Source organism: Rhodopseudomonas sp. RCAM05734, assembly GCF_052658035.1.
The window spans coordinates 875,980-895,461 of the sequence record NZ_CP199742.1 but is presented as its reverse complement, the minus strand read 5'-3'; the positions used below and the strand labels follow the sequence as shown (position 1 = coordinate 895,461).

At 62.4% G+C, this 19,482-nt stretch carries 18 protein-coding genes; 14 read left to right on the top strand and 4 right to left on the bottom strand.

The window, feature by feature from the left end; translation table 11 throughout:
- Nucleotides 1–71 precede the first annotated feature (71 nt).
- Nucleotides 72–1,094: a YeiH family protein gene (locus ACUXVA_RS04460; protein ID WP_445491013.1), complete on the bottom strand. Its 1,023-nt coding sequence runs from the start codon at nt 1,092–1,094 to the stop codon at nt 72–74.
- On the opposite strand from ACUXVA_RS04460, the gene ACUXVA_RS04455 reads away from it, so the two are divergent.
- The 5 genes from ACUXVA_RS04455 (at nt 1,074) to ACUXVA_RS04435 (ending at nt 5,925) form a co-directional block, all read left to right on the top strand.
- Nucleotides 1,074–1,628, top strand: a complete 555-nt coding sequence (locus ACUXVA_RS04455) for a gamma-butyrobetaine hydroxylase-like domain-containing protein (protein ID WP_413776433.1) — start codon at nt 1,074–1,076, stop codon at nt 1,626–1,628. The two genes, ACUXVA_RS04460 and ACUXVA_RS04455, sit on opposite strands and share 21 nt — an antisense overlap.
- Before the next feature lie 111 nt (nt 1,629–1,739).
- A complete protein-coding gene (locus tag ACUXVA_RS04450; protein ID WP_413776434.1) occupies nt 1,740–2,531 on the top strand; it encodes a Crp/Fnr family transcriptional regulator in 792 nt (263 codons plus the stop codon).
- A gap of 176 nt (nt 2,532–2,707) precedes the next feature.
- Entirely contained in the window at nt 2,708–4,135 is a 1,428-nt protein-coding gene (locus ACUXVA_RS04445; RefSeq protein ID WP_265081414.1) for an ABC transporter substrate-binding protein, read from the top strand.
- On the top strand, nt 4,136–5,050 hold the full coding sequence (locus tag ACUXVA_RS04440) for an ABC transporter permease (RefSeq protein ID WP_265081415.1): 915 nt from the start codon (nt 4,136–4,138) through the stop codon (nt 5,048–5,050).
- Nucleotides 5,035–5,925, top strand: coding sequence for an ABC transporter ATP-binding protein (locus tag ACUXVA_RS04435; RefSeq protein ID WP_413776435.1), 891 nt, complete (start codon nt 5,035–5,037; stop codon nt 5,923–5,925). Before ACUXVA_RS04440 ends, ACUXVA_RS04435 begins: the two co-directional genes overlap by 16 nt.
- Nucleotides 5,926–6,869: 944 nt before the next feature.
- Here the strand turns inward: ACUXVA_RS04435 and ACUXVA_RS04430 are convergent.
- Both ACUXVA_RS04430 and ACUXVA_RS04425 read right to left on the bottom strand, forming a co-directional pair.
- A complete protein-coding gene (locus ACUXVA_RS04430; RefSeq protein WP_265079700.1) occupies nt 6,870–7,955 on the bottom strand; it encodes an IS5 family transposase in 1,086 nt (361 codons plus the stop codon).
- Nucleotides 7,956–8,032: 77 nt separating this feature from the next.
- On the bottom strand, nt 8,033–8,857 hold the full coding sequence (locus ACUXVA_RS04425) for an alpha/beta fold hydrolase (RefSeq protein ID WP_445493235.1): 825 nt from the start codon (nt 8,855–8,857) through the stop codon (nt 8,033–8,035).
- Nucleotides 8,858–9,333: 476 nt separating this feature from the next.
- Here ACUXVA_RS04425 and ACUXVA_RS04420 point away from each other — a divergent pair, with 476 nt between their 5' ends.
- Complete coding sequence (locus tag ACUXVA_RS04420) at nt 9,334–10,251, top strand: helix-turn-helix domain-containing protein (RefSeq protein ID WP_265081417.1); 918 nt, start codon at nt 9,334–9,336, stop codon at nt 10,249–10,251.
- Between the two features lie 17 nt (nt 10,252–10,268).
- Here ACUXVA_RS04420 and ACUXVA_RS04415 read toward each other — a convergent pair whose 3' ends face one another.
- On the bottom strand, nt 10,269–10,655 hold the full coding sequence (locus tag ACUXVA_RS04415) for an AAA family ATPase (protein WP_265081418.1): 387 nt from the start codon (nt 10,653–10,655) through the stop codon (nt 10,269–10,271).
- A gap of 96 nt (nt 10,656–10,751) precedes the next feature.
- On the opposite strand from ACUXVA_RS04415, the gene ACUXVA_RS04410 reads away from it, so the two are divergent.
- The 8 genes from ACUXVA_RS04410 (at nt 10,752) to ACUXVA_RS04375 (ending at nt 19,269) form a co-directional block, all read left to right on the top strand.
- Nucleotides 10,752–11,930, top strand: coding sequence for a histidine kinase dimerization/phosphoacceptor domain -containing protein (locus ACUXVA_RS04410; protein ID WP_265081419.1), 1,179 nt, complete (start codon nt 10,752–10,754; stop codon nt 11,928–11,930).
- Nucleotides 11,927–13,429 (top strand): ATP-binding response regulator, encoded by a 1,503-nt coding sequence (locus ACUXVA_RS04405; protein WP_445491005.1) that lies wholly within the window; start codon nt 11,927–11,929, stop codon nt 13,427–13,429. The genes ACUXVA_RS04410 and ACUXVA_RS04405 overlap by 4 nt, the downstream gene beginning before the upstream one ends.
- Before the next feature lie 10 nt (nt 13,430–13,439).
- Nucleotides 13,440–14,081 carry a response regulator transcription factor gene (locus ACUXVA_RS04400; RefSeq protein WP_265081421.1) on the top strand — a complete coding sequence of 214 codons (642 nt, stop codon included), beginning with the start codon at nt 13,440–13,442 and terminating at the stop codon, nt 14,079–14,081.
- A 231-nt stretch (nt 14,082–14,312) separates the two neighbouring features.
- Entirely contained in the window at nt 14,313–14,960 is a 648-nt protein-coding gene (locus tag ACUXVA_RS04395) for a hydrolase (RefSeq protein WP_265081422.1), read from the top strand.
- A gap of 22 nt (nt 14,961–14,982) precedes the next feature.
- A complete protein-coding gene (locus ACUXVA_RS04390; RefSeq protein WP_265081423.1) occupies nt 14,983–15,264 on the top strand; it encodes a XapX domain-containing protein in 282 nt (93 codons plus the stop codon).
- A 47-nt stretch (nt 15,265–15,311) separates the two neighbouring features.
- Nucleotides 15,312–17,198, top strand: a complete 1,887-nt coding sequence (locus ACUXVA_RS04385; RefSeq protein ID WP_265081424.1) for an amidohydrolase — start codon at nt 15,312–15,314, stop codon at nt 17,196–17,198.
- Entirely contained in the window at nt 17,195–17,626 is a 432-nt protein-coding gene (locus tag ACUXVA_RS04380; RefSeq protein ID WP_265083525.1) for a DoxX family protein, read from the top strand. Before ACUXVA_RS04385 ends, ACUXVA_RS04380 begins: the two co-directional genes overlap by 4 nt.
- Nucleotides 17,623–19,269 (top strand): MFS transporter, encoded by a 1,647-nt coding sequence (locus tag ACUXVA_RS04375; protein ID WP_265081425.1) that lies wholly within the window; start codon nt 17,623–17,625, stop codon nt 19,267–19,269. The genes ACUXVA_RS04380 and ACUXVA_RS04375 overlap by 4 nt, the downstream gene beginning before the upstream one ends.
- The last annotated feature ends 213 nt before the right edge of the window (nt 19,270–19,482 follow it).

Genomic DNA, 19,482 nt, shown 5'->3' with positions numbered 1-19,482 from the left:
GAGGTGTCGGGGGCGATAGCAATTAGTTGTCAGCGCAGCGAAAGAATGCGCGGCGGCCGGGCGGCAGCGTGTCAGCGGTGCAGCATCAGGAAAATCGTGACGTTCGCCAGCAGCACCAGAGACAACAGCAGCAACAGCACGAGGGGCCGCCACCCGAACGACTGGATTGCCCGCCACGGCAGAGTAAGGCCGATCGCCGCAACGGCCATCACCAGCAGAAAGCGCGACAGCGGTGCGGCGACGGCGGTGGCTGCGGGCGGCACCGCCCCCGCAATCGTGAGCGCAGCGAACGCGACAAAGGCGATCAGGAACGCCGGTGGCAGAGGCACCGCCGCCTTGTCGACGGCGGAAGGCGCCGCGCCCCGCACCGGTAACATGGAGACCAGCAGCGCGGCAGGCGCCAGCATGGCCACGCGCAGCAGTTTGGCAACGGTCGCCACCTCGCCGGTCGCGGGATCGATACTGTAACCTGCTGCCACCGCGTGCGCGACCTCGTGGATCGTACCGCCGAGCAGAATTCCGCCGTTGCCGGCGTCGAGGCCAAGTACGGCCAGCAGCGGCGGATAGACCAGGAGGGCGATCGAAGACAGGATGCTCACGGCGCCGATCGTGCAGGCGACATCGCGCTTGTCGGCGTCGTCGCGCAGCAGAACAATCGCGAATGCGGCCGCCGCCGATGCGCCGCAGATGGCGACGGCGGCGGCCGAGACCAGCGACAGGTTGCGGTTCAGCCCCAGCAGCGCGCCCAGCGCCCAGCCGATCGACAGGATTATGACGACGTTTGCAGCGAGCATCACAATGGTCGTGATATCGAGGACCTGAAGCGTCGCCCCCGAGATCTGAAATCCGAGCAGGGCGACACCTGTGCGCATGAGATGTTTGCCGGCAAAACCGATTCCGGGCAAAAATGCGCGGGCTGGCGGCGCCAGTGACGCAGCGCCCAGCCCCAGCAACAGACCCCACGCGACCGCGCTGCCGGCGACGGTCGCCATGGCCGAAGCCACAGCCCCAAGTAAAGCACAGAGCAGAACTCCCAGCGCGGGGTGCTGGGTCCAGTAAGGGGCGGCGGAGTATTGCCGAAGGCGTGCGAGCATGATGCCAAACTCTCGTTGGCACGGCGGGAAGCCTGCCAACGCCAGGCAAGATGGTTCTCCGTTCGCCAGCAGAACAAGCAAGGAATTGCCGGCATCTTCCCCCTGATGGGAGATTTTCGTCCGCAATTAATTGCTCTGCAGCGGATGGGCGGCGTGATCGTATGCAGTTATTGGAGACTTCTGATGACCCGGATCGATCTGCCGGCGACGCTTGTCGCCAAACCTGGCGCTGTGCCGACACAAATCGCGGTGAGCGATGACCTGAGCTTTCTCGAGGTCACCACGGCAGCCGGCGATGTCGAACGGCTGGGCGCCGAGCGATTACGCCTCGCGTGCAAGTGCGCGCATTGCCTGCGCGCGCGGATCGATGGCGCGTTTCCGAACCGCTTTGAAGGTATTGCGATCACCGCCGTGGCCCCGGTCGGCGGCTATGCCATCAATCTTTCGTTCTCCGACGGCCATGCGCGCGGGATTTACCCGTGGGCGTTTCTGCTTGGCCTGGTCGAAGGTGCGCCCGACGCACAACAGCATTGATGTGCTTCGATCTCGCTCCGACGTAGTCGCGCCTGTCACGGAATCGGCTGGATTTGGATTGGCACAAGGCTTGCTGCGCATTTAGACTGGTTTCAAGGTCTGGAGCGCACGATGCAACTTAATGCAACTAATACTGCGGCGTCTGCTCATACTAAGAAAATGGCGGCGCATGCGGCGGCGGCAGGTGGTGGCGGTCAGTCGCTGCTGTTGACGGAAAGTGCGGGGGCGCTGGGCGGCCCGCCGTCGTTCTTTGAATCGTTGTCGCCGTCCGAACGCGAGACGGTCCTGAAGCAGGGGCGGCGCAAGGTGCTGTACCGCGGTCAGACGCTGTTCAACCAGGGCGCCCGGCACGACGGCATCTACCTGATCGAGACCGGCCGGATCCGGGTTTTCTACACCGCACCGTCGAGCCGCGAAATCACTCTGGCCTATTGGCATCCCGGCAATTTCGTCGGTGGCCCCGAAGTATTCGGCGGCGGCGCGCATCAATGGTCGGGCGTTGCCACCAGCAACAGCAGCGTCGTCCAATTGCCGGGCAGGGAATTGCGCGCGCTGGTGGTGCAGGTCCCCAACCTCGCGATCGGGCTGATCGAGGGGCTGGCCTTCAAGGGCAAATGCTATTCGGCGCTGGCGCAGATGCTGGGCACACGGTCGATCACCGAACGACTTGCGCATCTGCTGCTGCACCTTGTCGAACTGTACGGCGTCGACAACCCAGACGGCATCCTGATCGCCTCGGCATTCACCCATGCGGATCTTGCGCACATGGTCGGCGCCACGCGCCAGTGGGTGACGATCAGCCTCAAGCGGATGCACGAAAAGGATATCGTCACCTCCCGCAAATCCCGAATTGTCGTGCGACGCCCCGATTTGTTGCAGGAGATGAAGGGTTTGGGCGACTGATCCATGCCTCTCGATACGGCTTGGCCGCGTCCGGATGCTCAAGGACTAAGCATTAGGTCCTTTTACGGCAACTAATCGACCGCTTCCACACGAGGAGGTTTGCTCGGTGGCCGGGATCGACAAAGGATGTCGAAGTCGGGGTTAGACACCCAAGCGCATCACCACCGGGGGCTCCAATGGTTGGCAATCTGAAGTTTCGCGCACTATCCACAGTGGCGCTGACCGCGATCGGGTTGCTGCTCGCCGGAAGGGCAGATGCGCAGACCACGGTGACGATCGGTATCGGTACCCAGGACACCACCACCAACACCGCGACCACCGGCGTGATCATTCGTCAGCTCAAGCTGATGGATAAGTACATGCCGAAGGATGGCAAATACGCCTCCATCAAATTCGAATACGAGTGGCAAAACTTCACGTCCGGGCCGCCAGTCACCAATGGCATGATGGCTAACAAGCTGCAGTTCGGCGCGATGGGCGATTATCCGCTGGTCGTCAACGGCTTCACCTTTGAGAGCAATCCGGACAGCAAGAGCAGGTTGATCGCGGTGGCCGCGTACAGCCTGGACGGTTCCGGCAACGGCCTCGTCGTGCATAAGGACTCGCCCTACTATGAGCTGTCCGATCTCAAGGGCAAGCTGGTGAGCGTCCCCTTCGGCTCCGCCGCCCACGGCATGGTGCTGAAGGCGATGCAGGACAAAGGCTGGCCGGCCGATTACTTCCAGCTGGTGAGCCAGAGTCCCGAGGTCGGCTCGACCAACCTGCAGGAAAAGAAGATCGACGGTCACGCCGACTTCGTGCCGTTTGCCGAATTGCTGCCGTTTCGCGGCTTTGCGCGAAAGATCTTCGATGGTGTCGAGACCAATTTGCCGACCTGGCACGGCGTGGTGGTGCGCACCGATTTTGCGGAAAAGTATCCGGAAGTGGTGGTGGCCTACTTGAAGGCGGTCATTGCCGCCAACGCCTGGCTGCGCGCCGATCCGAAGCTGGCCGCCGAGAAGATCCAGGAATGGACCGGCATCAACAAGGAAGTCGTCTACATCTTTCTTGGTCCCGGCGGTAATATGACGACCGATCCCACGATCAAGCCGGCGCTGATCGATGCCGCGGCAGTCGATCTCAAGGTGCTGCAGTCGCAGGGCCGCGTGAAGGAGTTCGATCCGAAGAAGTGGGTCGACGACAGCTACCTGCGCAAGGCCTTTGCCGAGCTCAACATTGATTATGAGGCGCAGCTCAAGAGCGCGCAGAATTACGAGATCAAGGGTGACGACGCGTTCTGCAAGAAGCCGATCAGCAATCCCCGCACGGCCGGGGAGGTCTGGGTGGATGGCGGGGCGATCGAGCCCTTCAGCAGTGCCGCCTGCACCCTTGGAGCCTATGCGGATCTCAAGGCCAAGGGCCGCAAAGTCAATGTTGCCTACGTGTTCGATACAGCGCGGGGCATCAAGCTGTTCGCCGACCAGGCCTACTTTGCCGTCGGTACCGAGAAGGGCGAGATCGCCCCGTTCTTGCTGAAGAAGGATGCCGAGGCCTACGCCACCAAGATAAAGGGCAAGGTGCTCAACTTCGACGAGGCTCTCAAATCAGCCGTCAGTGGAGGTTAGATGGTGCGCACCGCCCTCCGACAGCGCGAGCAGGCAGCCATATATCCAGATCTCGCCACGGCGGCTGCGCGCCGGGAGGCAGCACACGTCCGTCCAGCTGAAGCTGCGCCGGCGCCTGTCCCCTATCTCACGCGTTGGTACCGGGTTAACCGCGGAGGACTGCGCGCCGTGTCAATCGGTGCGGTGTCGCTGCTGCTGTTCCTGCTGGCGTGGCACCTGCTCACCACCCATCGGGTCGTATTCTTCGTGCGTTTTACCAACGTGCCATCCCCCGCAGCGGTGTATGAGAGCATGACCCGCGCAGCGCATGACAGCAAATTCCTGATGCACGTGCTGCTGAGCTGCCGTCGCATTCTGTTCGGCTTTGTTCTGGCCGCTCTCGTTGCCGTCCCGCTCGGACTGATCATGGGCCGGTTTAAGCTCGTTCATGAGGTGCTGTTTCCGATCACTGAAATCCTGCGCCCGATTCCGGCAATCGCCTGGGTGCCGATGGCGATCATGCTGTGGCCGAGCAACGAGCAAAGCATCGTCTTCATCACATTTCTCGGCGCTTTCTTTCCGATTCTTGTCAACAGCCTGCACGGCATGACGCTGGTCGATCCAGTGCTGGTACGAGCATCACAATGCCTCGGTGCCCGCGAACTCGCGATCTTTCGTGAGGTCTACTTCCCCGCCTCATTGCCGCACATTTTCACCGGCCTGACCGTCGGAATGGGTGTTGCCTGGGTGTCACTGATCGCCGCAGAGATGATCTCCGGACAGTTCGGCATCGGTTACTTTACGTGGGAAGCATATTCACTGGTGCAGTACGCCGACATTGCGTTGGGAATGATCTGTATCGGCATCCTCGGCCTCGGATCGAGTGCGTTGATCCGTGGCCTCGGCCGCCTCTTGATGCCATGGAGCCGAACATGAGTAACGTGAGCGCTGCCCCCGTTCCAAGCAGAGGGTTCGTCGACGTCCGCAATTTCAGGCTCAGCTATCCCACGCTGGACGGGCCCGTCGAGGCGGTCTCCGGCGCGTCCATCCATGTCGATCCCGGTGAGTTCGTGTCGATCGTGGGACCGTCCGGCTGTGGCAAGTCCACATTGCTCAACGCGGTTGCCGGGTTCCTCAAGCCGACCGGCGGCGATGTGACCTTGGACGGCAAGGATATCGATGGCCCCGGCGCCGATCGGGGCATGGTGTTTCAGCAATACTCGCTGTTCCCCTGGAAGACCGTAAAAGGCAACGTCGAGTTCGGCTTGAAGATGAAGCACCTCGACAAGTCCAGCCGCGATCGCGCGGCGCGAACGCTGCTCGGCCTCGCCGGCCTGACGGCGTTCGAGAACAAGTATCCCGACAGCCTGTCCGGCGGCATGAAGCAGCGCGTCGGCATCGTCCGTGCGCTCGCCACGGGCCCCAAAGTGCTGCTGCTCGACGAGCCTTTCGGCGCTCTCGATGCGCAGACCAGGGTTATCATGCAGCAGATCCTCACCAATATGTGGCAGCGTCTCAAGATATCCGTTTTGTTTGTCACTCATGATATCGACGAGGCGATCTTCCTGTCGGATCGCGTTTATTGCATGACGGCGCGTCCGGGCACGATCAAGGCCGAGATCAAGATTCCGCTCGAGCGACCGCGGCAGCAGTCGATGATGATGTCGCCGGAATTCCTCGCTCTGCGCGGTGAACTGATGTCATTGATAAGCGAGGAAAGCATCAAGGCGATGGGCGGCGAACTCAATGATCTGGCGCTCGACGGATTGAGCGTCGACCTTCATGGTCAATCACTGGCTGACGTCGTTTGATAAAGGTTTTGTAGCCAGCCGGCAGGGCGGGGTCACCATCATCGTGATGCCGGAGGTCGACGAGCCGAGTGGCGAGCTACTTTGATCTTGGCTCGCGATGAGGCTTTGCTTCGATGGTTTGACGAGGGGCGATGCGACTTACTCAGGCACAAAATATTGTGACTGAGAGACGCCTGCGAGATCTTGCTGAAGCTTTCGTGGGTCTGCAGCGGATTAGATCTTGCGATTCTCCGAGCTGTCCGGCAGGAGGCGTCAGCCTAGGGCCAGCTCTCGCTCGCATTTGGGTGCGAGGGGCTGTGGGACGAGGGGGCAGGAATCACTCCTAGGCAACCGGAGGGTTTGAGTAGCGATAGGTTGAGGGCCTTTCGCACACGGCCAATACCGGACCTTGTCGGATGGATCTGAACCGTACCTCCGTCGGGGAGGCCGGATCTTCTCGCTCAGTTCGCGAAGTGGCGGTGGACGCTGGTCGACCGCTGGCACCCCGATTTACGCGGAGAAGGTTCGACCCCAGCTCCTCTCCCTCCGCCAGCCGCAAAGTAGTGGATAAAATCCCATCGAAATCAGCGGCTTCTGCAAGCCCCTGTTTCCTGTGTGCGGCATTCTGATTTAGCAGAAAAGCGAAATTTCGAGAGCAAGAAGCCCAATCCGTGGCGGACGGCGCCAGACTGACAGCGCTGAAGCGCGGGCTCTTCCCAGTTTCAGGGCGTTCTCACGAATCGTGAGCGGCCCGCGGCGCGTGAGGGATTATGTCATCCGCGCTATTTGCTTCGAGCCGATCGGCGTGAGGTGCCGATCGGCTCGATCATTGGTCTTCTAGCAGTCTGCTGAAAAACCCTAGATTTGAGAGTTTTCTTGTCTCTCTGCGGTCGTTATCGAAGTGGGGAGCGGTGAGGGAGCGCGCTTATCGGCGGGGTGCCGGGGTTGTCCCCGAAGCCGGTGGCCTATGCTGCGAGCAGTTTGGGGATGCGGATCAGATTGTAGGCGATCAGGTTAAGGAGAAAGTCGGCGGCGACGCGACCGATGCCGCGATGCTTGGTCTTGCGCATGGTGCCGTGTTGTTTGCCCCAGCCGAAGATGCACTCGATCATCGCTCGGCGTGATTGCGACATGCCATAGCCGGGATGTCGTGTGGTGCGATCGTCGATGGCGCTGGTGCGGGTCTTGCCGGCTTTGGTGACGGCGTTGTTTTGCGTCACATGCGGCGTCACGTCGATGGCGCGAAGCTTGGCCACATGATCGGCGGTGTCGTAGGCCTTGTCCTCACCGGCCGTGATGCGGCGGCGGGCCGTCTTGCGCCGAGCCTTCAACATCGTCTCCGAAGCGCGGCGCTCGGCCGTGCCATTGGCGTGCGTAACCATGCCGGCGACTGCCAGGCCATGCCGGTTCTCCATGGTCGCGTGGCCCATATAGCAAAGCCTGGCCTCGCGCCCGGCCGCCTTGCGGTAGAGCCTGCTGTCGGGATCGCTGGTGCTGGCATGGGTGTCGTTCTTGCGCTTCTGGCCATGGAAATTGGCGCCGTTGTCATCGTCGCCACTGCCGTCCTTGGGACGAAAGCTCTTCTGCGAAGCCCAGGCTTCGATCAGCGTCCCGTCCACCGAAAAATGCTCGTTCGACAATAGCGGCCTGACCTGGGAATGGTTCAGGAGCCTGGCCATGAACTTCGCAAACACCTCGCCGTTCTGCAGCCTGTCGCGGTTCTTGGTGAAGGTGGTCGGGTCCCAGACCGGATCGTCCGGTGAAAGCCCTACGAACCAGCGATATAAAAGATTATAGTTCAGCTGCTCCATCAGCTGGCGTTCCGAGCGGATGCCGTAGAACACCTGCAGCAACAGCGCGCTCAGTAATTGTTCGGGAGGAATCGAAGGACGTCCCTCGCTGGCGTAAAGCTTCGCCAGGCTACGGCTCAACTCACCCAGCACATCCCGGACAAGCTCGCGGATCTTCCTCAGAGGGTGGTTCGTCGGCACCCGCTTGTCTGGTGAAATGTACGAAAACAACCCGCCCTGATCCACAAAATTGCCGCGCATGCTCGTCTCCACCGATTCGAGATGACAAAGTGAATCATCAAGAAAACCGCTTGGCGAGCTGGTTTTTCAGCAGACTGCTAGGCTTTAATGAAAGCCAGCAGGTCGGCATTGATCACGTCGGCATTGGTGGTCGGCATGCCATGGGGGAAGCCCTGGTAGACTTTCAGCGTGCCGTGCTTGAGCAGCTTGACGGCGAGCGGCCCGGCGGCGGCGAACGGCACGATCTGGTCGTCTTCGCTGTGCATGACGAGAACCGGCACGTCGATCTTCTTCAGATCCTCGGTCTGGTCGGTTTCCGAGAACACCTTGATGCAATCGTAATGCGCCTTGGCGCCGCCCATCATGCCCTGACGCCACCAGTTGGTGATCGAGCCCTGCGATATCTTGGCACCTGGACGATTGAAGCCGTAGAACGGACCTGACGCGACGTCCAGGTAGAACTGAGCGCGGTTGGCAACAAGCGCCGAGCGAAAGCCATCGAAGACCTCGATCGGCAGGCCGTCGGGATTTTTATCGGACTTCAACATTACCGGCGTGATGGCGCTGATGAGCGCTGCCTTCGCCACGCGCCCCTTGCCATGTTGAGCCACATAGCGCGCGACCTCGCCGCCGCCTGTCGAATGCCCGACATGAATAGCATCGCGGAGTCCGAGCGCCGTGACCAGTTCGGCGACATCGGCCGCGTAAGTGTCCATGTCGTTGCCGGTGGACGTCTGGGTGGAACGGCCGTGTCCGCGACGGTCATGGGCTATGACGCGATATCCCTTGGCCAGGAAGAACATCATCTGGGCATCCCAGTCGTCGGCGCTCAGCGGCCAGCCGTGGTGGAAGACGATGGGCTGGCCCGTGCCCCAATCCTTGTAGAAAATTTCCGTGCCGTCCTTGGTGGTGATCGTGCTCATGGGGTGGATCGCTTTGCGGTTTCGAGGGAGGGATGAAGATGACAATCGATCGCCCGCCGCCGGGGCGGCGGCGGGCAGCGCGGTGGCGACGCCGAGGGCGGATGCCCCGATCAGCAGTGCGCGGCGAGATGTGTTCCAGGTGGGCGCTGAGGTCATGAGAGTGGGCGTCCTGGATGGTGATGCCGGTGCTCGCCGGGGCGGCGATGGCCACGCCGGCCTGTGCTCAGAGCTATGGCTGTCGCGGGCCGCGGTCTTGAATAAAAGTTCGGTGCAGCTGTCGCCGACGCGAAGCCCGCTGTTGCCGTTGCCGGCCATGCGATCGTCGCCCGAAGCGACGAACTAGACCTAAGGCTAGGTGCGGTCCACCAATGGCCAGTTGTTCTCGCCTCCTGCGTTTCGCATCTTGGCGGCGTCAGGCAGCGCCTGTCCGCTCGCATTTTAATGATGCGCGGCGCCTACCAAAAGGGGCGCACAGTATGCTTAGCGAGAGTGGTCACCTGGCGCGTGGTCCGGTCAAACCGGAGATCGACATCTTCGGCTGTCCGATGAAGAAGCTGGGCAAGAGCCAGGAACTTTCCGGCACCGGCATCAAGTTTTTCCGCAAGAGCAGCGATGATCGCAATCTCGGGCAGATCGCGACCGACGGCGACAATCGCGGTTTCCTCGTCGGCGTGTCGCAGACGCGCGGCCATCGGCGGCGCCTGTTCCACGCCAATCGGACCACGTCCCACGACTTTGCAGAACATTCGGTCTACGTCCGCAATCTGGCGGACCCATACCGCGCCGATCTGCAGGGCGCGTTTGACTTCCTGCTGATGGAATTGTCGCGCAGTTTCTTGCTGGAATTGTCGGACGAACATGGCTGGCACAATCGGGGCGAACTGTGCCCGGTGTTCGAGCGCAACGATCCGATCCTGACAAACCTGTTACGCGCCGCGCAGCCGGCCATGGAGAAGAGCGGCAACCCCAACCCGCTGTTCGTCGACCAGCTTGGGATCGCGGTCGGCGTCTATCTGTTCGAGTGCTACGGCGGCGTCGCGCATCCCGCGGACGGTCGCCGCACGCTGTTGTCCAAAAAGCAGATGGCGCTTGCCGGCGAACTTCTACGCGCCCATCCCGGCGGCAACATGTCCATCGCCGAGCTTGCCGAAGCGTGCGGGCTTTCGCGTGGCTATTTCATCCATGCGTTCAAGAGCACGACGGGCGTCACGCCGCATCAGTGGGCGCTGTCGCGGCGGATCGAGCAGGCGCGGGAATTGCTCTGCAGCTCCGAAAGGTCCTTGGCCGAGATCGCCCTGATCTGCGGATTTGCCGATCAAAGCCATTTCACACGGGTGTTCTCGCGAATGGTCGGCGCCTCGCCAGGTCAGTGGCGGAGAACAACGCGCAACTAAGCGGGGTCAGTCGCCGCTCAGCGTGAAGCGAATCGCGTTTCGGTGGCTGAATCGATGACCAAATTGCCGTGCAGTTGATCAGCGAGATCTTCCACAAGCTGAAGACCGGGCGATTCGGTCGAGACCCCGCCGTTGGAGCCGACTGCGCCGGCGAGGCCGGGCCGCCAGCGCGCCACGGCCGCTTCGCCCTGGTCCAGGATATCCGACAAGAAGCGGCCGAGCGCTGCGGCGAGCGTGGCATTGGGAATGTCCGATGACGACTGGTCGCACTTGCCGGCGGCAAAAAGCCCGCCCGACACCGTCACCTGCCTGAGCAGTTCGCCGACGACGGCGGACTTCTGTACAAGACAGTGCAAATGGCAGAAGCCATGCGCGTTAACGCTGCTGCTTGCCGCCGGACCCAAGTCCGGCGACGTTGTAATGAACTGTTCTCATTGAGCTTTTCATAGAATAGATTGTGCAGGCAGCTCCAATGCCGATCCATGACCTGACAGCGCGACATGAAGCCTACCCAAGTGCCTGACATGTGGAACGATGGCGATCGCGTCGCGGCGCTGCTTCGGTATGAGATTCTCGACTCTGCATCCGACGCAGACTTCTCCGACTTCATTCAGATCGCCTCCGACATCTGCAACACGCCTATTGCCGCCATCAACCTGATCGACGGTCACCGGCATTGGACGCTCGCCGGTGTCGGCCATGGTGATCAGGAGCTTCCGCTTCAGCACTCGATCTGTGCGCACGCGATCCTTCAGTCCGATATGTTCGAAGTTCCCGATCTTTCGGCAGATCGCCGATTTCAAGACAATCCGCTGGTACAGCGCAGTCCCAAGCTGCGCTTTTACGCGAGCGCTCCGCTGGAAACGCCGGATGGCCTTCGTATCGGCACGGTATGCGTACTGGATCACACGCCACGGCCTGACGGCCTTTCGCCTCGCCAGCGCTTCACCTTGCAGGCGCTCGCCCGGCAGATCATGACGCAACTCGAACTGCGGCGCGCCGTACTCGACATTACGCAGGGGAACGCCGCGCGCGACCGGCTTCAGGCGTCACTGGACGAAAAGGAAGTGCTGCTCAAGGAGGTGCACCACCGCGTCAAGAACAATCTGCAGCTCATCAGTAGTCTCTTGAGCCTGCAGGCATCGCGCATTGCAGATCCCGCCACGGCGTCGCTGTTTGCCGACAGCCGCAACCGCGTTCGGTCAATGGCGATGGTGCATGAGAATCTTTACCGCGCCGGCAATTTCGCCGAGATTGCGATGCAGGGGCACATCGAGAGTCTGTGTGCGCAGCTTGACCGCGCTTACGGTCTCTCCCGGATCGGCATCGTGGCGGACAGCGACGACGCTGCGCTTGACCTCGATCGTGCGATACCATGCGGGCTCATCGTCAACGAACTTGTTTCCAATGCGCTGAAGCACGCTTTTCCTGCCGGACGCAGCGGCCAGATTACCATCAGCTTCCGACGTCAGCGTGACGGCACATGCAACCTCGCCGTGGCCGACAATGGCATCGGGCTGCCAGGCCATGTCGATGTCGGAGACACGACGTCGCTGGGATTGCAGCTGGTACGCGATCTTGTCGAACAGCTGGACGGCGTGCTGTTCGTCGAACGCAGCGAAGGGACTAGGTTCGTGCTGACCTTCAAAGACCACCGATATATCGGGGTGCCGGCATGATGACCCCCGCGCGGATCATGATCGTCGAGGATGACCGCATCGTCGCGCGCGATATCCGCGAGCAGTTGGCGCGGACCGGGCATTCGGTCTCCGGCATCACGTCGCGCGGCGAAGCGGCGGTGGAACTGGCGATCAGCACGCAGCCGGATCTGGTGCTGATGGATATCCGCCTCGAGGGCGAGGTCGATGGCATCGACGCCGCCAAGCAGATCCGCATCAGATGCCGCATCCCGGTGGTTTTTCTCACCGCCTATGCCGACGATGAAACGGTTCGGCGCGCCAGCCAGGCGGAGCCGTTTGGCTATCTTTTGAAGCCGTTCGAAGACCTGCAACTGCGCACAGTGATCGAAATGGCGCTGTACAAGCACAGTGCCGAACGCAAGCTGCGCGAAAGCGAGCGTCGCTATGAGGCGACATTGTCGAGCATCGGTGACGGCGTTATCGCAACCGATGATCGCGGTCGCGTCACCTTCATCAACCCCGCTGCCGAGGCGATGACCGGTTGGGCCAGTGACGATGCCATCGGTATGTCGCTGGCATCGATCTATCGGGTCATGGACGCCAACAGGCGTCCGATGCAGCAGACGTCGATGGCGCGCGCATTGGTCTCGTCCGTGTCCTGCAAGTCTGCCGACCAGGTGATCCTGATCTCCCGCAACGGGCAGGAATTTCCGATCGACGAGAAGTGCGCACCGATCATCGGCGACGCCGGTGTTGTCAGCGGCGCGGTGCTCGTGTTTTCCGACACGTCGGATCGCCGCAAGGCGGCGAACACCCTGCAGGCCGTTCAGGCCAATCTGGCGCGCATGTCGCGAGTCACGACCATGGGACAGCTGACGGCGTCCATCGCCCACGAGGTCAACCAGCCTTTGATGGCGGTGGTCATGAATGCCGAAGCCTGCCTGAAATGGATGGACGGCGCCCATAAGGATCTCGACGAAGCCAGAGCGGCGGCGTTGCGCGCGATATCCGAAGGCCACCGTGCCGCCAAGATCATCGAGCGAATTCGCGCCATTGCGCGCAACACCCCGGTGGCGTTCGAGACCCTGGATCTCAACGAATTGATTGAGGGCATCCTCGCGGTGGTGCGGCTGGAGTTTCGCCACCAGGATATTGCCGTCGAGATCGACCTGCAGCCGACGCCATTGCCGGTAGTCGGCGATCGCATCCAGTTGCAGCAGGTGATGCTGAACCTGCTGTCCAATGCCGCCGATGCGATCAACGCTTCCGACGGCCGGGATCGGCGCGCCATCGTGAAATCCGGGCGCGAACCGTCGGGCGAGGTCCGGGTCACCGTCGAGGACTCCGGCATCGGCATAGCGCCGGAAGTCGCCAGCCAGATCTTCGACCCGTTCTTCACCACCAAGCAGTCGGGCATTGGCATGGGGTTGTCGATCTGTCGTGCCATTATCGAAGGCCATGGTGGAGAACTGCGGGTGACCCCCCGGGTGCCGCAGGGCACACGGTGCCTGTTTTCGTTGCCGGCGTTGCAGGCGTAGGGGGGGGCGCGTGACCGAGAATTCCAGACCATCCGCCGCTATCGTTGCGGTCATCGACGACGACCAGGGCGTCCGCGACGCGCTTGATGGGATGCTACGCTCGGTGGGGTTGCAGGTGGTGTCGTTCGCATCGACGCAGGACTATCTCGACGAGGAGACGCTCGACGGCTATGGCTGCATTATTCTTGACGTGCGGCTGCCGGGGCGCAGCGGGCTCGATTTCCAGGATGACCTCGCCAAGCTGAACGTCGCTACGCCGGTTATCATCATCAGCGGCCATGCCGATGTGCCTATGTCGGTGCGCGCCATGAAGGCTGGCGCGGTCGAGTTCCTGACCAAGCCCGTGCGCGCCCAGGACCTGCTCGACGCTGTCGACGCCGCGCTGGCGCAGGATCGTGCCGCGCGCCTGCAGGCCCGGCGCGCCGCCAGTCTCAATCGTGATTTCGAGACGCTCACGAGCAGGGAGCGCGAGGTGTTCAAGCACGTCGCATGCGGCCTGATGAACAAGCAGATCGCCGCCGTGCTCGGCTTGAGCGAAGCGACAGTGAAGCTGCATCGCGGCTCGGTGATGCGCAAGATGCGCGCCGGCTCCATCGCCGACCTGGTGCGCATGGCCGACCGGCTCGGCTTCGACAAGGTGATGGACGACTAGACCTAGGACTAGCCGCGCTCAACCCATCGCCAGCACGTTCGCGTGGCGGAACCTGACTTACAGACAAGACCACTAGCCCGACATCGGTTCAGTTCCGCGCAGGCATCGTGCCTCAGGTCAGACGCACCTGGTCGCCTGCGCCACTCCGACTCGCAACCATCGATCAGTTGCTTGCGGTCATCGATTGACTTCCTGCGCGTGCCGTCGCGCCGCCTTCATGGAGACTTGCCAATGTCCTTTCAAGAAATGCTGACCCCGCAAAACAGCGCCATCGCGTTGATCGATTATCAGCCCGCGATGTTTCAGGGCGTGCAGTCACACGATCGTCTTGTGACCGTCAACAACGTGCAGATTCTGGCCAAGGCTGCCAAGCTCTTCAAGATTCCGACCGTGCTGACCACCGTTGCGCGCGATTCGTTTTCCGGTCCGTTCATGCCGGAAGTGACGTCGCTGTTTCCGGACCATGATGTCATCGACCGCACCTCGATGAATTCCTGGCTCGATCCCAACTTCCGCAAGGCCGTCGCCGCCACCGGCCGCAAGAAATTCGTGATTGCCGGTCTGTGGACCGAAGCCTGCGTGATCTTCCCGACGCTCGACATGTTGCGCGAAGGCTATGAGATCTACATCGCAGCCGATGCCTGCGGCGATCTTTCGCCGGAAGCCCATGAACGGGCGATGCAGCGCGCCATCCAGGCCGGCGCTGTGCCGATCACCTCATCACAATATGCCTATGAGCTGCAGCAGGACTGGGCGCGCAGCGAAACCTATGAAGGCATGATGGACATCCAGCGCGCGCATTCGCCCTACGGCATCCAGATTCGCTTCTCGAAGTGGGCGCTCGGCGAGCACGCCTCCGAAGGCGGTCCGGCCAAATAACCATCGCAAGTGAGGACATGACATGAGAGCGCACCTGATCTCCGTCGGTGCCGGCCTGCTGGTCGGCGTCATTTACAGCCTGATCAACGTGCGCTCTCCGGCGCCGCCGGTGGTGGCGCTGGTCGGTCTGCTCGGCATTCTCGTTGGCGAGCAGATCCCACCACTGGTGCGTACGCTGTGGCAGAAGGAGCCGGCGGTGCAGTCGTGGCTCCATCAGGTCAAGCCGCACATGTTCGGGCATCTGCCGAAGGGCCGCGGCTCCGACACTGCGGCCGGCCCCGCGCGGCCGCCGGTCGAGGGCTGACGCCACCCATCTCATACCGACGGTTCGAGCATCGTTCAGGAGCAGATATGACTGATTTACAGCATCCCGACCTCATCCTTCACCGCGGCCTGTTCACAACGCTGGACCGCTCCAATCCCGTGGCCAGCGCAGTGGCCATCAAGGATGGGCGCTTCACAGTGGTCGGCCACGATAACGAGATCGTGCCGCTCGCCGGACCGGATACGACGATGATCGATCTCAAGGGCCGGCGCGTGCTGCCGGGGCTGATCGATAATCACCTGCACATCATTCGCGGCGGGCTCAATTTCAACATGGAGTTGCGCTGGGACGGCGTGCGCAGCCTGTCGGATGCTATGAGCATGCTGAAGCGGCAGGTCGCGGTGACGCCGCCGCCGCAGTGGGTCCGCGTCGTCGGCGGCTTCACCGAGCACCAGTTCGTCGAGAAGCGGCTGCCGACCATCGAGGAGTTGAATGCGGCGGCGCCGGATACGCCGGTGTTTCTGCTGCATCTCTATGACCGCGCTTTGCTGAACGGGGCTGCGCTGCGGGCGGTCGGCTACACGCGCGACACGCCGGCGCCTCCCGGCGGCGAGATCGTGCGCGACGCCAACGGCAATCCATCGGGCCTGTTGCTGGCCAAGCCGAATGCCGCGATCCTCTATGCGACGCTGGCCAAGGGCCCAAAACTGCCGTTCGACTATCAGGTCAATTCGACGCGGCATTTCATGCGTGAACTCAATCGCCTCGGTGTCACCGGCGCGATCGATGCCGGTGGCGGCTTCCAGACCTATCCGGAAGATTACGCGGTGATCCAGAAGCTGCACGACGAGAACCAACTCACCATTCGCCTCGCCTACAACCTGTTCACCCAGAAGCCGAAGGGCGAGAAGGATGACTTCCTGAACTGGACCAAGACGTCCAAGTACAAGCAGGGCGATGATTATTTCCGTCACAACGGCGCCGGCGAGATGCTGGTGTTCTCCGCCGCCGATTTCGAGGATTTTCGCCAGCCGCGCCCGGATATGGAGCCGGAGATGGAAGGCGAGCTGGAAGGCGTGGTGCGCATTCTCGCGGAGAATCGCTGGCCGTGGCGGCTGCACGCCACCTATGACGAAACCATCAGCCGCGCATTGGACGTGTTTGAGCGCGTCAACCAGGACATTCCGCTGCAAGGGTTGAACTGGTTCTTCGATCACGCCGAGACGATCTCGGACCAGTCCATCGACCGCATCGCGGCGCTCGGCGGCGGCATCGCCGTGCAGCACCGGATGGCCTATCAGGGCGAATACTTCGTCGAGCGCTATGGTCACGGCGCTGCCGAGGCGACTCCGCCGGTCAGGAAGATGCTGGACAAGGGCGTCAAGGTCTCCGCCGGCACCGATGCGACCCGCGTGGCGTCGTACAATCCCTGGGTCTCGCTGTCCTGGCTGGTCACCGGCCGCACCGTCGGCGGGATGCAGCTCTATCCGCAGCGCAATTGTCTGGACCGCGAGACGGCACTCCGGATGTGGACCGAGAACGTCACGTGGTTTTCCAACGAGGAAGGCAAGAAAGGCCGCATCCAGGCCGGGCAGCTTGCGGATGTCGTGGTGCCGGATCGCGATTTCTTCGCCTGTCCGGAGAACGAAATCGCCGACATCAGTTCGGTGCTGACCATCGTCGGCGGTCGCGTGGTGTATGGCGTCGGTGATTTTAAACGCTTCGACGACCATGCGCCGCCGCCGGCCATGCCGGATTGGTCGCCGGTGCGCACCTTCGGCGGCTACGGCGCCTGGGCGGAGCCCGCGGCCAATAGCCAGACGGTCGCGCGCAAGATGGCGATGAGCTGCGGCTGCGCCAATTCCTGCACCGTGCATGGCCACGACCATGCCACGGCATGGTCGAGCAAGCTGCCCATCAGCGATCTCAAGGGCTTCTGGGGCGCGCTCGGCTGCGCTTGTTGGGCGGTATGAGCATCGCCGCACTTCTTCGCCCTGTGGTAGGCGCACCGCTGGTGCGCTGGCTGGCTTTGCTCGCTCTGTGTGCCGCCTATCTGCAGGGCGGCCTGGTGAAGGCGTTCGACTTTCCCGGCGCGATCGTCGAGATGAACCATTTCGGACTATCGCCGGCTGCGCCTCTGGCGATCATCGTCATCGCTTTCGAGATCGGTGCCTCGCTCATGATCCTCAGCGGCTTCTACCGATGGCTGGGGGCGCTTTCGCTAGCGGGCTTCACGCTGCTAGCGACCTTGCTGGCCAACCGCTTCTGGGAGATGGCTCCGCCGGAGCGCTTCATGGCGATGAACGGCTTCTTTGAACATATCGGCCTGTGCGGCGGATTTCTGCTGATCGCATGGCACGACCTGAACCAGATCACTTTGCACGCGGGGCGCCCATCATGAGTGAGCCCGTGAAGAACACCGACGGCGCGACGGTGGCCACCAGCGCCTTCGCGCCGTTTCGCCAGTCGGTGTTTGCGGTGATCTGGGCCGCGACCGTGATGGGCAACACCGGCAGCTTCATGCGCGATGTCGCCAGTTCATGGCTGGTCACGGATCTCTCGGCCGCGCCGGCCGCGGTGTCGCTGATCCAGGCCGCGGGCACGCTGCCGATCTTCCTGTTCGCGATTCCCGCTGGCGTGCTCGCCGATATCCTCGACCGCCGCAAATTCCTGATCGCCGTGCAAGTGCTGCTCGCCTCCGTTAGCGCGACCCTGATGGTTCTGTCCTGGAACGGCCTGCTGACGGTCAGTCTGCTCGTCGGCCTCACGTTCATCGGCGGCATCGGCGCGGCCCTGGTCGGCCCGACCTGGCAGGCGATCGTGCCCGAGCTGGTGCCGAAAAAGGATCTCAAGAGCGCGGTAGCGCTGAACTCGTTGGGCATCAACGTCGCCCGCTCGATCGGTCCGGCCGCAGGCGGCATGCTGCTCGCCGCGTTCGGTGCCGCGGTCACCTATAGCGCCGACGTCATCAGCTACGTCTTCGTCATTGCTGCGTTACTGTGGTGGCCGCGTCCGCCAGCCACTAATGACGTGCTGTCCGAAAAATTCTTCGGCGCTCTCCGTGCCGGCCTTCGCTATACGCGCTCGAGCCGTGAGCTGCACGTGGTGCTGTTCCGCGCCGCGATCTTCTTCGCGTTTTCCGGCGCTATCTGGGCGCTGCTGCCGCTTGTCGCCAGAAACCTGCTCGGGGGCGATGCCGGGTTCTACGGCGTGTTGCTGGGGGCTGTCGGCGCCGGCGCCATCGGGGGCGCGCTGATATTGCCGCGGCTGCGGGCGCGGCTCGACTCCGACCATCTCTTGCTGCTGGCGGCGATCGTCACCGCGCTGGTGATGGCGACGCTATCGCTCGCGCCACCAAAGTGGCTCGCAATTCCCGCGCTGCTGTTGCTTGGCGCCGCCTGGATCACCGCGCTGACGACGTTCAGTGGCGTCGCGCAGGCGGTGCTGCCCAACTGGGTGCGCGGCCGCGGGCTGGCGGTCTATCTAATGGTGTTCAACGGCGCGATGGCGGCGGGAAGCCTCGGCTGGGGCGCAGTGGCCGAAGCGCTCGGCGTACCCGGCGCACTGCTGGTCAGCGCCGCCGGACTGGTGGTGGTTGCGCTGCTTCTGAATCGCGTCAAGCTGCCGACTGGCGAGGCCGATCTGGCGCCATCCAACTACTGGCCGGAGCCGTTGACCTCGGAGGCGGTCGAGCATGACCGCGGTCCGGTGCTGATCCTGGTCGAATATCGGATCCCCCGCGGGAGCCGGCCTCCATTTTTCGAATGTCTGAAGCGGCTCTCCGAAGCGCGTCGCCGCGACGGCGCCTATGGCTGGGGCATCACCGAGGATGCCGCCGATCCCGAACGCATCGTCGAGTGGTTCATGGTGGAGTCCTGGGCGGAACATTTGCGCCAGCACCATCGGGTTTCCAATGCCGATGCCGACGTGCAGCGCGAGACCGCGCAGTTTCACACCGGTCAGCAAGGCCCCGTGGTCCGGCATTTTCTGACTCTGGACGTGCACAATCCCGGCCAAACGGCTGAACCGCTCCCCAACCATTGATCGACAGGATATTCCATGCGCCTGCTTCACCTCACCGCCGCTCTTTCCATCCTAGTGCTGACGGCGTAGCCGACGTTGTTGCGCGATGCGCCCTCGAAAGAGGATGCAGTCCGCGAGCAGTACGATACGGCCCATGTCTATGTCGCGCCGGACGACGTCGACAAATTCGTCGACAGCTTCCTTGCAACCTCGGATCATGCAGTGAGTATTTTC